This window comes from Janthinobacterium sp. EB271-G4-7A, from assembly GCF_020858075.1.
In the GTDB taxonomy this organism is placed as follows: domain Bacteria; phylum Pseudomonadota; class Gammaproteobacteria; order Burkholderiales; family Burkholderiaceae_D; genus Janthinobacterium; species Janthinobacterium lividum.
On the sequence record NZ_JACYMI010000002.1, the window covers coordinates 517,025 to 529,797 of the forward strand.

General features: G+C 58.3%; 11 protein-coding genes and 1 tRNA gene. All 12 read left to right on the plus strand.

Annotated features, from left to right (window positions below):
- Window positions 1–17: 17 nt before the first annotated feature.
- The 12 genes from IGS58_RS19880 (at window position 18) to xrtB (ending at window position 12,773) form a co-directional block, all read left to right on the plus strand.
- Window positions 18–410: a RidA family protein gene (locus IGS58_RS19880; protein ID WP_070253587.1), complete on the plus strand. Its 393-nt coding sequence runs from the start codon at window positions 18–20 to the stop codon at window positions 408–410.
- 122 nt (window positions 411–532) lie between these two features.
- The gene (locus IGS58_RS19885) at window positions 533–1,267 is read left to right on the plus strand and encodes a PEP_CTERM-anchored TLD domain-containing protein (protein WP_230522481.1); all 735 of its coding nucleotides are present in this window, start codon (window positions 533–535) and stop codon (window positions 1,265–1,267) included.
- Between the two features lie 65 nt (window positions 1,268–1,332).
- Window positions 1,333–1,407: transfer RNA gene (locus IGS58_RS19890), tRNA-Arg, on the plus strand.
- Window positions 1,408–1,567: 160 nt separating this feature from the next.
- Window positions 1,568–3,460, plus strand: a complete 1,893-nt coding sequence (locus IGS58_RS19895) for an ATP-binding cassette domain-containing protein (RefSeq protein ID WP_034782110.1) — start codon at window positions 1,568–1,570, stop codon at window positions 3,458–3,460.
- A 149-nt stretch (window positions 3,461–3,609) separates the two neighbouring features.
- Window positions 3,610–4,299, plus strand: a complete 690-nt coding sequence (locus IGS58_RS19900; RefSeq protein ID WP_230522482.1) for a CAAX prenyl protease-related protein — start codon at window positions 3,610–3,612, stop codon at window positions 4,297–4,299.
- A 40-nt stretch (window positions 4,300–4,339) separates the two neighbouring features.
- Window positions 4,340–5,614 carry an XrtB/PEP-CTERM-associated polysaccharide biosynthesis outer membrane protein EpsL gene (gene epsL / locus IGS58_RS19905; protein ID WP_070253532.1) on the plus strand — a complete coding sequence of 425 codons (1,275 nt, stop codon included), beginning with the start codon at window positions 4,340–4,342 and terminating at the stop codon, window positions 5,612–5,614.
- 7 nt (window positions 5,615–5,621) lie between these two features.
- Window positions 5,622–7,004, plus strand: coding sequence for an undecaprenyl-phosphate glucose phosphotransferase (locus tag IGS58_RS19910; RefSeq protein WP_070253533.1), 1,383 nt, complete (start codon window positions 5,622–5,624; stop codon window positions 7,002–7,004).
- Between the two features lie 662 nt (window positions 7,005–7,666).
- Window positions 7,667–8,683, plus strand: a complete 1,017-nt coding sequence (locus IGS58_RS19915; protein WP_230522483.1) for an EpsD family peptidyl-prolyl cis-trans isomerase — start codon at window positions 7,667–7,669, stop codon at window positions 8,681–8,683.
- A gap of 46 nt (window positions 8,684–8,729) precedes the next feature.
- Window positions 8,730–9,518 (plus strand): polysaccharide export protein EpsE, encoded by a 789-nt coding sequence (gene epsE, locus IGS58_RS19920; protein WP_070253535.1) that lies wholly within the window; start codon window positions 8,730–8,732, stop codon window positions 9,516–9,518.
- Between the two features lie 53 nt (window positions 9,519–9,571).
- Complete coding sequence (gene epsF / locus IGS58_RS19925) at window positions 9,572–10,981, plus strand: chain length determinant protein EpsF (RefSeq protein ID WP_070253536.1); 1,410 nt, start codon at window positions 9,572–9,574, stop codon at window positions 10,979–10,981.
- Window positions 10,982–10,996: 15 nt separating this feature from the next.
- Window positions 10,997–11,872 carry a chain length determinant protein tyrosine kinase EpsG gene (gene epsG / locus IGS58_RS19930; RefSeq protein WP_070253537.1) on the plus strand — a complete coding sequence of 292 codons (876 nt, stop codon included), beginning with the start codon at window positions 10,997–10,999 and terminating at the stop codon, window positions 11,870–11,872.
- A 1-nt stretch (window position 11,873) separates the two neighbouring features.
- Window positions 11,874–12,773, plus strand: a complete 900-nt coding sequence (gene xrtB / locus IGS58_RS19935; protein ID WP_070253538.1) for an exosortase B — start codon at window positions 11,874–11,876, stop codon at window positions 12,771–12,773.

The window sequence follows — 12,773 nt, forward strand, 5'->3', positions numbered from 1 at the left end:
ACAACGAGGACAACAATATGCAAGTGTTACAACCACCGGGATGGGCCAGGCCGCGCGGCTATGCGAATGGCATTGCCGCCAGCGGGCGCACGGTGTACGTCAGCGGCATGATAGGCTGGGATGCGCAGGGCCAGTTCCACACGGACGATTTTGCGGCACAGGTGCGCCAGGCCTTGCAAAATATCGTCGCCGTGCTGGCCGAGGCGGGCGCCTTGCCCGAGCACATCGTGCGCATGAACTGGTATGTACTGGACAAGAAGGAATATGTGGCGGCATATCCACAAATCGGCCTTGCCTACCGCGAGCTGATCGGCAAGCATTTTCCGGCCATGACGGCGGTGCAGGTGGCGGGACTGATCGAAGACAGGGCGAAGGTCGAGATCGAAGTGACGGCGGTGCTGCCTGACTGAATTTCTGCTATGAAATATTGTATATCGGCATCTAAATAATAAATATAAAAACATTATCTATCGTGTTATATTTGGCAACCGGAACATAGACCGGTTTTAAATACTGACAGTCGAGGTAGAGGATGCGCAATAATTTCAGAACGGCAAGAAGTGTGGTGCTGGCCGTGGCCAGTATGGGTTTTTGCCTGGGCGCGCAGGCGGGGCCCGGTACGTCGCTATTGTCCCCCGGCTATCAGGCGCAACTGGAAACCTGGCTCGGTGAAGGCAATCTGGCGCTGACGAACATTTACAGCAAGGCAGCGGGCGACACTTCGCTGGACTTTCACAAGGCATCCGATGGCAAGGGACGCACCTTTTCCGTCATGGAGGCCACGAATTCATCGGGCAAGACGTGGCTGGTGGGCGGCTACAATCCACAAAGCTGGAGCTCCACCGATGGCATGCATGTCACCATGGATGACAGCCAACGCACGGCCTTCCTGTTCAATCTGACTGCCGGCTTCAGGCTGCAGCAACTGCCGCAGTATTTCAACGGTGACGGTATCGGCAAGGACCAGACCTACAATCAGTCCAATTATGGCCCGACATTCGGCTATGGGCATGATTTGTATGTGCCGCAAGACCTCACGCATGGCGGCAGCTCTTTCTTGTATACCTATAACTACCCTGGGCAGTCATTGACAGGCCTCAGTTTGCTCGATGGCTCCACGTGGCATGGCAACGATGTGACCTTCGGCGCCATCCAGGTATTTACCATCAGCGCCGTACCGGAGCCGGCCACCTATGGACTGCTTCTGGCAGGATTGCTTGTGTTGCTGGTGCGCCAGCGCGGCAGGGCTACGGCACGCGTTGCCTGAAGTGGCACCGCCCGCTCGCCAGGCTGTTAATGGCAGGCGCTTGCCTGTATAATGCCGCTGCGCGTGTCGCCATCGTACAATGGATAGTACAAGGTCCTCCTAAGACTTAAATGCAGGTTCGATTCCTGCTGGCGACACCACATTCCACGCAACGCGCGCCGGTGGCCTGAGTTTATGCTGGCCGCAATGCACTGGTGGTGCCGAGTTGTCGGTACAATGCGTGCTTCATTCATCTAATCGGCGGCTGTTTGGCGCACCACGCGGTGCGCGCGAGGCGGCGCCCGAGCACTCTTACTCATTATGGCTGTCATTTCTCTTTCATCGGCGCAACTTGCGTTCGGTCACGTCGCGCTGCTCGATCACGCGGAATTTTCACTGGAAACCTCGGAGCGGGTCGGCTTGATTGGCCGCAACGGCACGGGCAAATCCTCGCTGCTCAAAGTCATTTCGGGCAAGTTCAAGCTCGATGACGGCTTGTTGGTCATGCAGCAAGGCATCAAGATCGCCTATGTGGAGCAGGAACCGCAATTCGACCCGGACATGTCCGTGTTCGACGCCGTCGCTTCCGGCATGGGCGAATCGCAGGCGTGGCTGAAGGAATACGATGCGCTGACGGGCCAGTTTGGCCAGGGCAATGACGACGAACTGATGGAACGCATGCACGACATCCAGGTCAAACTCGATGCGGCCGATGCGTGGAGCTTGCCGAACAAGGTGGAAACCGTGCTCGACCGTTTGAACCTGACGGGCGACATGCTGATGAAAACCCTGTCCGGCGGGATGCAAAAGCGCGTGGCGCTGGCGCGCGCGCTGGTCTCGGCACCCGACGTGCTGCTGCTCGATGAGCCGACCAACCATCTGGACTTCAGCTCCATCCTGTGGCTGGAAGGCTTGTTGCGCGACTTCAAGGGTAGCGTGCTGTTCATTACCCATGACCGCTCCTTCCTCGACAATGTTGCTACGCGCATCATCGAGCTCGACCGCGGCCGTTTGCTGTCGTACCCGGGCAACTTCACGGCTTACCAGACCCGCAAGGCGGAGCAGCTGGAAATCGAGGAAGTGGAAAATGCCAAGTTCGACAAGTTCCTGGCGCAGGAAGAAGTGTGGATACGCAAGGGCGTCAAGGCCCGCCGCGTGCGCGACGAAGGCCGCGTGCGCCGCCTGGAAGCACTGCGTCTGACGCGCAATGCGCGCCGCGAACAGCAGGGACAGGTCAAGCTGGACGTATCGGCCGGCGAACGCTCGGGCAAGATCGTGGCGGACCTGGAAAACGTCTCGAAGATCTATGGCGACAAGGTCATCGTCAAGGATTTCAGCGCCACCATCCTGCGCGGCGACAAGGTTGGCCTGATCGGTGCCAACGGCGCCGGCAAGACCACCTTGCTGAAGATGATCCTGGGCCAGGAAGAGTCGGACACGGGCACCATCCGCCTGGGCACCAAGCTGCAAGTGGCGTACTTCGACCAGATGCGCACGCAGCTGAACGAAGAGGCAAACCTGATGGAAACCATCGCGCCAGGCAGCGACTGGGTCGAGATCAATGGCCAGCGCCGTCACGTGATGACCTACCTGAACGATTTCCTGTTCGCGCCGGAGCGTGCCCGTTCGCCCGTCAAGTCGCTGTCCGGTGGCGAGCGCAACCGTTTGCTGCTGGCGCGCCTGTTCGCCAAGCCGGCCAACGTGCTGGTGCTCGATGAGCCGACCAATGACTTGGATATCGATACCCTGGAGTTGCTGGAAGAGTTGCTGGAAGAATACACGGGCACTGTTTTCCTTGTCAGCCATGACCGCACCTTCCTCGACAACGTGGTCACGCAAGTGATCGTTGCCGAAGGCGAGGGCAAGTGGCGCGAATTCGTCGGCGGCTACACGGACTGGGAGCGCGTGCGCACCTTGCCGATCGCCACGGCGCCCGCCAGCAAGCCGGCCGTGAAGGTCGAGGCTGCCGCGCCGGCCGCCAAGCAGAAAAAGCTCAGCTACAAGGAACAGCGCGAGCTGGAAGAGTTGCCGAAACTGATCGCCAAGCTGGAAGACGAGCAATCGGTGCTGGCCGCCGAGCTGTCGCACCCGGACTTCTACAAGAAGACGCCGGCCGAAGGCAAACGCCTGAATGCGCGCGTGGCCGAGATCGAAGGCGAACTGCTGGAAGCGCTGGAAAAGTGGGAGCAGATCGAGGCGCGCGCCAACGGTTGATTGTTTTCCACCTCTCCTGTTGTAATTAAGTTAGGATTATTTGCCACGGCAACGGTTCAGCTTGATATAATTATATAATTATATTTTTTACATCGGGGGATGCATGTTTGTTATTAAAAGCACGCGCTCCGGACCACGGCGTCCGGCGCGTGGTTCCGCCTCCAGTGCGCATCAGCATGTTTGACCGCGCCGCCTTGCCCCGGGTAGCGCCATTCCTCGCCTACCTTTCCTTCATCTTCATCGCCGACATGCTGGGCCGGCTCGGCTTTGCCGCGCAGGACCTGCGCTGGCTGTATGCCGTCAAGATCGGCGTCGTACTGGGCATGCTGCTGTACTGGCGCCGCAGCTATACGGAATTGGCCAGGGTGCCATTGGGCGCGCGCGCGCTGGCCGTGGCGCTGGTGACCGGCATTGTTGTTTTCCTGCTGTGGATCAACCTCGATGCGGGCTGGATGACGATCGGCAGTGCCGACGGCTTCGACCCCCGCAATGAGGGGCGGATCGAGTGGAGCCTGGTGGCCGTGCGCATCGCCGGCGCCGCCCTGGTGGTGCCCGTGATGGAAGAGCTGTTCTGGCGCTCCTTCCTGCTGCGCTGGATCGATGCCCCTGATTTCCTGAAATTCCAGCCACGCCTGGCCAGTGCCAAGGCGTTTGTCATCAGCGTCGTGTTGTTTGGCTTTGAACATAATTTGTGGCTGGCGGGCATTGTTGCCGGTGCCGCCTATACACTGCTTTATATGCGCAGTCAGTCATTGTGGTCGCCCATCCTGGCGCACGGCGTCACGAATGGCGTACTGGGTCTCTGGATTGTTTCCGGTGGATACTGGACTTACTGGTAATATTGCCAATCAACTGTTTGCTCTATCAAAGAGAATACCTATGTTGAATTCCCCGCAAAAAAAAGATGTCGATGACAGTTACCGTCTTGCTGCTGCATCACGCCGTTTTCCGGCTGCATCAGCATTGCGTGCCGGTTGTTTATTGTTGCTGGGAAGCATGGCCAGCCCGGCTGCTCTTGCCTCATGGAGCGACACGATTTTCCCATTCCTGGCCACGTCATATTCGTATGATGACAACCTTTTGCGTCTTGACGACAACACGCCTGGCTACACTGGGCCCCGTTCCGATACTTCGCGCCAGATCCAGGCCGGCTTTCTGTTCAACCGGCCGATTGGACGCCAGGTGCTGAGCGGACAAGCCAAGTGGTCGCGGGTATCGTTCCAGCATTTCGATGACTTGAACTATAACGGCAAGGATTTGCAGGCCGACCTGGAGTGGCATATTGGCAATCACCTGGATGGCCATGCGGGAGCGACCTATTCGGAGACCCTGACGCCATTCAGCGACTTTCAAACCACAGGTACGGATCGCAATATGCGTACGCGGCACAGGACCTACCTCGACGGCGGCTGGCTGTTTCATCCGAGCTGGCGCCTGCGCGGTGGCGTTAGCCGCGAGCGCTATTACTATGACCTTTCACGCCTCAGTTATGCGAATCGCGTCGAGGATGCGAGCGAACTGGGGCTCGATTACCTGGCTTCGAGCGGCAGCAAGATCGGGGTGCAGCTGCGGCACTTGAAGGGCAATTATCCGAATCGTCTTGCCGGTTCGCAATTTAGCCTGGTGGATGGTTATACCCAGGACGAGGTGAAGGCGAATATCTATTGGCGCTACAGCCAGGTGACGCAGGTGCAGTTGCTCGCCGGCTGGGTCCGGCGCGGCTATGCCTCCTTTTCGGGACGTGATTCGAAAGGCGCGAACGGACGCCTGATCGTCAATTGGGCACCGCTGGGGAAAGTGCGCTTTACGGGCAACTTATGGCACGAATTTGGCGCGGTGGAAAGCGCGCTGGTATCGAGCAGCCTGAATAACGGCGCCAGCGTGGCCGCTGCATGGGATATTTCGTCGAAGGTGCGCATGGATGCCGAAGTGCGGCGCCAGAAACGCGATTTTTCCGCTGCCAGCGGGCTGGTCTTTCCTGTCGATGTCACGGACTCCACACATACGGAGTCGCTGGGGCTGACCTATGCGCCGCGGCCGAATATCCAGCTGGGCTTGAATGCCTTCCGCGATACCCGCAAGGGCGCCCCTATTATTAATACAGGCAGCTACCGCGCCAAAGGCGTTTCCTTCAGCGCCAGTGTTCAGTTCTGAGTGTAATATGACGGTTAATGATATACCCCTGATCTCGTTTTTCCAGCGCATACTCGACCCATTGATCATCATGGGCACGCTGTATCTGCTGTCCGCCTTGTCAGGTTCGCCATTTACCGGTTACTCGCTGGTACTGATGATCCTGGCGTTCTTTATTTCATCATCAGTATTCCAGTATGTCGATCCCTATCGTACCTGGCGCAGCGGTCGCATGCTGGCCTATGCCCGTGATATCTTCGTCAGCTGGGGCATCACGGCCCTGATCCTGGTATTCCTGGGTTCGGCGACGGGACTGGCGTTTCACTATGACCGCGAGCTGGTGTTGGCCTGGTTCATGCTGACGCCATTCATATTGCTGCTCAGTCATCTTGCCGCACGGCGCATGGTGGCCGACCCCGGGCGCGACAGCGAAGTGCGTTCGGTCGTCATCATCGGCGCCAATGACGCCAGCCTGAAGTTTGCCGCGACCGTGGAGCGCAACCCGAATCTGTTCATGAGCGTGCGGGGCTTTTTTGACGACCGTACGGATGACCGCTGGCCGGAGACGATGCGCGAACCGATGCTGGGCAAGATGGCCGATATTGCCGCCTATGTGCGCGAACACAATATCAAGATGATATTCATCAGCCAGCCCATTTCGGCCCAGCCGCGCATCCGCAAGATGCTCGATGAGTTGCAGGATACGACGGCTTCCGTGTACTTCTTGCCCGATATCTATATCTTCGACCTGATGCAGGCGCGCTTCGACAATGTGGGCGGCATGCCGGTGATCGCCATCCGCGAATCGCCGTTCACGGGCTTTAACAGCATGGTCAAGCGCGGCAGCGACATCGTGCTGGGCCTGCTGATCCAGATCATGCTGCTGCCCGTTATGCTGGTCATCGCCATCGCCGTCAAGTCGACGTCGAAGGGGCCGGTGATCTTCCGCCAGCGCCGCTACGGCCTGTATGGAGAGGAAATTATTGTGTATAAATTCCGCTCGATGACGGTGAGCGAGGATGGCGACAAGGTGGTGCAGGCAACCAAGAACGACCAGCGCGTGACGCGCGTGGGCGGCTTCCTGCGCCGCAGTTCGCTCGATGAGCTGCCGCAGTTCATTAACGTGCTGCAGGGAAGGATGAGCATTGTCGGGCCCCGTCCGCACGCGGTGGCGCACAACGAGCAGTACCGCAAGCTGATCAAGGGCTACATGCTGCGCCACAAGGTCAAGCCGGGCATTACCGGCTGGGCGCAGGTGAATGGCTTGCGCGGCGAGACGGAGACGCTCGACAAGATGGAGGCGCGCATTCATTTCGACCTCGACTATCTGCGCAACTGGTCGCTGTGGCTGGACTTGTGGATCATTTTGCGCACCGTCAAGGTGGTGCTGAAGCGCGACAACGCGCATTGAACGTGGACCGATGGCGGGCCGCCACACCAGGCTTGAATATTTTTTGCGGAGAATTAATACGCGTTAAAATGGCGCAATCATGCAAGATGTCCAATAGCCGGTTCCTGGAGCCGGCCGAACAGTGATTCGACGAGCCAGACGATCCTATGAGGCAAGCACGGCGACATGATGTGCACGGTGACATGCTCCGCCTGCCTGGCGGCGGGCCAGCTTGTGCCCCGTGGCATGCCCGCTGTCGCCGCGCCCGGCCCGCATGGCGCACGGCGGCTGTTCAATTGATACTGTTCCCAAAGCACCGGCCCCATCCCTGCCGCTTTCCCATGCTGGCCCGCCTTCCATTATTGTGCGGCGTCATGCAAGTGCCCGTCGCTGTGCGAGAAATATTGCCTTGTGAAAACTATTTATTGAGGCTTGGCGATTGCACGGATTGTGTTTCTGATGAAACAGTTGTTTTTAAGACCTTTTAATAGTTTTTTAAGCAAATAGTTTCCTAGCAAGCTAGTACACTGTGTATCATATTTATAATATTGACAATCATGTGGTCGCAAGCCCATAATTTCAATCGAAATCTGTTTTTTTGACAATGTTTTGTTGTTAAGTGAGTTATCATCACGCTCACAAAGCTGTCAGCGGATTTCCTTACCTGAACTGAAGGAGTCATTTTGAACCAAGCGCAAATCGCCCGTGTGCCCTCGAGCAAATCCGCCACGCATTCCCGCCTGCTGTGCGCAGGCCTGGTAGTACTGGCCGTCGCAGGATTGTCTGCTTGTGGCGATAAAGAAAAAAAGGCCGGCCAGGCGCTGGCGAGTGTGAATGGGGAAGAAATCACCGTCCTTCAGCTCAATGAAGAAATGCAGCGCGCCAATGTGCAGGCTGCGCAACAGGAAGCGGCCAGCAAGCAGTTGCTGGAATCGCTGATCGACCGCCAATTGCTGCAGAATGAGGCGGCCAAGGACAAGACGGACCGCGATCCCAAGGTGGTGCAGGCGATCGAGCGCGCCAAGGCACTGATCGTCGCGCAAGCCTACATGCAAAAACGCATCGGTACGATCACCCGCCCCACCAAGCAGGAAGTGGAAGAGTATTTCCAGAAGAACCCGCAATTTTTCACCGAACGCAAGCAGTTCGACATGCGCGAACTGATCATTGCCAGTGCCGACATGAACGACCAGTTGAAGGCGGCCATGGACAGTGCCAAGACACTCGACGACGTAGCGGCCTGGCTTGAGACAAACAAGGTCAAGTTTGCCCGTACCCAGCTCTCGCGCACCAGCGCCGACCTGGCGCCGGAGCTGAGCGCGAAATTGCTGTCGATGCCGAAGGGTCAGTTGTTCATCATCCGCGAGGGCGACCGCACCTTGCTCATTTCCCTGGCCGATATCCGCGACAATCCCGTGACCCTGGCACAAGCCGCACCGCAAATTGAACAATTTTTGTTCAACAAGAAAAACAAGGATGCAGCCGATGCTGAACTGAAACGTTTGCGTGCCGCCGCCAAGATCGAGTACCTGAACAAGAATGGCGCCTCGGCATCGGCATCGGCAGTGGCCAGTGCGCCGGCTGCGGCACCGGCCGTTGCGACGCCTGTCGCGCCAGCACCAAGCGTACCGGTGGCGCCGGCGGCACCGGCACCGAGTTCTTCGGAATCGAATGATCGTGGCGTTGCTGGCTTGAAATAAGCCGCAGCATTTTAAGTTAAGCAACTCATTATGGATTGAACGAATCATGAAACGACTTGTCATGTGGTGCCTGACCCTGTTGCTGGCCATTGGTACGGGGGTTGCCAGTGCCGCCGATGTACAGCTGGGTGCGGGCGATGTATTGAAAATTTCCGTGTATGGCAGTCCTGACCTGGCGCTGGAGACGCGCATCAGCGAAGCTGGGCAGATCACCTTCCCGTTGGTTGGCAACGTGGCGCTCGGCGGCTTGTCGGTTTCCGCGGCAGAAAAGAAACTGGGCGGCTTGCTTGAAAGCGGCGGTTTCCTGCGCAAGGCACAGGTCAACATTATCGTGACTTCGCTGCAAAGCCAGCAGGTGTCGGTGCTGGGCCAGGTGAACCGTCCGGGACGCTATCCGATCGAAGGGCGCCGCAGCGTGATGGATATGCTGGCCATGGCTGGCGGCGTCAGCGCCGATGGCGGTGATTCGATCAACCTGATCCGCAAACGCGATGGCAAGACCAGCCGGGAAGTGATCGATATCGTGGAAATGGTGCGCAGCGCCGATTTGAACCGAGACCTTGATGTGGCTGGCAACGACGTGATTTTTGTCGAGCGTGCGCCACGCTTTTATATTTATGGCGAAGTCCAGCGTCCTGGCCCATTCCGCCTGGAGCGTTCGATGACCGTGTTGCAGGGTTTGTCCGCAGGGGGCGGCTTGACGCAGCGGGGCACGGAACGCGGCATCCGCATCAAGCGCCGCGATGCGGAAGGCAAACTGCAGATTCTTGAAGCCAAGCATGACGATATGCTGCAGGTCGATGATGTCGTGTATGTCAAAGAGAGCTTGTTCTAGTCTTGAACGGGGCCGGCGCCTCGTTCTTATCATTCAGTATTGAAGGTTCCAACATGAATTTCTCTCAATTTTTGCTGATTTTGCAAGCGCGCAAGAAGATTATTTTCTTGACCTTGATCATCACCGTGCTCGCCACGCTGTCTGTCAGCCTGTTATTGCCGAAGAGCTATAAAGCCACCAGTTCCTTGGTCATGAACTACAAGGGCGTCGATCCTGTCACGGGCCTGGCCATGCCTGGACAATTGTTGCCTGGATACATGGCCACGCAGATCGATATCATCAGCAGCAAGAATGTGGCTTTGCGCGTGGTCGATCACCTGGGCCTGGCCAATAGTCCGGCCGTCATCGAGCAATTCAATGCGGCGACAGAAGGCAAGGGAACGGTCCGTGACTGGCTGGCCAATCTCTTGCTGAAAAAACTGGAAATCGTGCCATCGCGCGAAAGCAGCGTGGTCGACATCAGCTTCAAGGGGTCCGATCCGCAATTCGTGGCAGCCGTGGCCAATGCCTTTTCCGACGAATATCAGAAAGTCAGCATCCAGCTGAAAGTGGAGCCGATGAAAAAAGCGGCCAGTTATTTCGATGAGCAAACCAAGATGCTGCGCGATAACGTGGAAAAGGCGCAAAACCGCCTCTCCAAGTATCAGCAGGAAAACGGTATCGTCAGCGTCGACAACCGTCTCGACGTGGAATCGAATCGCTTGAATGATCTGTCCGCACAGCTGGTGATGGCACAGGGCCAGTTGATGGAGGCAAATTCGCGCCAGCGCATGGCTACTGGCGGCAATGGCGGCGAATCGCCGGACGTGGCGTCGAATCCCCTGATTCAAAGCTTGAAAATGGGGCTCGGCAATGCCGAAGCCAAGCTGGCCGAACTGGGACAGCGTCTTGACAAGAATCATCCACAGTACCAGAGCGCGAAGGCCGAAGCGGACAAGCTGCGTGCCGATCTGCGCGAACAGCTGCGCGTCGCCTCGAATAGCGTAGGCAATGCGGCGCAGATCCAGCAGCAGCGCGAAGCTTCGGTACGCGCGGCGCTGGCGGCGCAAAAGTCGAAGGTGCTGGAACTGAACCGTACCCGCGATGAGATGGGCGTGCTGCAAAAGGATGTGGAAAGCGCCCAGCGCGCCTTCGACGTGACATCGCAACGCTTCTCGCAAACCAAGATCGAAGGCCAGTCCGACCAGTCCGACATTGCCGTGCTGAACCCTGCGGTGCCACCGATCGAACCGTCCAGCCCGCGCGTGCTGATGAATACCTTGTTGTCCATCGTCCTGGGAACGTTCCTGGGTATCGGCCTGGGCCTGTTGATTGAAATGCTGGACCGCCGCGTGCGTTCCGACCATGATCTGGCTGACTTGCTGCAAGTGCCAGTACTGGGCATGGTCGACTGGAAAGCCGCACCGCGCCGTCGCAAGGGCTTGCATCGTCTTCTGCCGGCCCGCCGCCTGAGTGCCAATTAATTGATGGAATTGAATATGAACTTTCCCGCGCATCCTGTTTCGAAACCGTCACCCCTGCGGGGCGGCGACTCCAGCATCGGCGCCCTGTTGCTGGCCTCGGGCAAAATCACCCCGGAAAATGCCGAGCGCGTGCTGCGCATGCAGAAGGAGCTCGGCATCCGTTTTGGCGAAGCGGCCTTGCGTCTCGGCTTGATCAGCGAAGCCGACATCCAGCACGTGCTGGCGCGACAATTCGACTATCCGTATCTGCAGGAAGGCGAGGGCAAGTTTGCCAGCGAGCTGGTGGCGGCATATCAGCCCTTCAGCCCGCAAATGGAAACCTTGCGCGCCGTGCGCAGCCAGTTGATGCTGCGCTGGTTTTCGCTGGGGCGCAAGGCGCTCGTCGTGGCCAGCGTCGATAGCGGCGATGGCGCCAGCCTGTTCGCCGCCAACCTGGCCGTGGTGTTTTCGCAGCTCGGTGAAAGCACCTTGCTGGTCGATGCCAATCTGCGCAAGCCGCGCCAGCACGAGATTTTCGCGCTGGAAGAGCGCCAGGGTCTCTCCGATGTCCTGGCCGGGCGCGCCCAGCAGGACGCCATTTCCGTCATCGATTCCTTCGTCGATCTGTCCGTGCTGGGTGCGGGTACCTTGCCGCCGAATCCACAGGAGCTGCTGAGTCGTCCTGCCTTTGGCGCGCTCAATACGCAGCTGGAAGAGCGCTACGATGTCGTGCTGTATGACGTGGCGTCCGTGTCGTCGGGATCCGATGCGTTCGTGATGGGTGCCCGCGTCGGTGGCGTGTTGCTGGTCGTGCGCAAGAACAAGACGCGCCTGGCCGATATCGACGCCATGCGCGAGCAGCTGCAGCGCAGCGGTTCGGAAGTGGTTGGTTCCGTACTGGTCGATTACTGACATGGCCACGCTCGCACAGTCGCGACCAGCCGCCTCGCTGGACTGGAAACAGTTGCTGCTGCACTGGTGGCCTATGCTGCTGGGCTTGCTGGCCATGTACGTGCCCACCTTCCACGACCTGGCCTTTGGCCTGTGGTCCACGGAGAGTTACGCGCACGGTCCGATCATTCTGCTGCTCGCCTTGTGGCTGCTAGGGCGGCAATGGCCGGCCATGCTTGCCGCTGCGGGCGGCACGGGCGGCTCGGCTGCCGGTTGGCCGCTGGCCATACTGGCATTGCTGTTCTATGTAATGGGGCGTTCGCAGAGTATCCAGAGCATGGAACTGGCTTCCTTCATCATGATGCTGGCGGCCCTGCTGCTGCTGTTCTTTGGCGCGCGCGCCTTGAAAACGCAGTGGTTCCCCTTCTTTTTCATGTTGTTCATGATTCCCTTGCCAGGCGCTATTGTCAGCGCGCTGACGATGCCGATGAAAATGGCCGTATCGTATGTCACCGAGCACCTGCTTTTCTGGGCCGGCTATCCGATCGCGCGCAGCGGCGTCATCTTGCAGATCGGCCAGTACCAGCTGCTCGTGGCCGATGCCTGCGCTGGCTTGCAGACGCTGCTGACCCTGGAATCGCTGGGCCTGTTCTACATGAATGTGGTGCGCCATACGTCGGCATTTCGCAATGTCATGCTGGCCATCCTGATCGTGCCGATTTCGTTTACCGCCAACGTGGTGCGCGTCATCGTGCTGACATTGATTACCTATTACTTTGGCGATGCCGCAGGCCAGGGTTTCCTGCACGGTTTTGCCGGCATGGTGTTGTTCATCAGCGCCCTGATCCTGATCATTTCCATTGATTCGCTGTTGCAATGGTTCGTGAATATGCGCCAGCGCCGTCACAAGGGGGCAGTATGA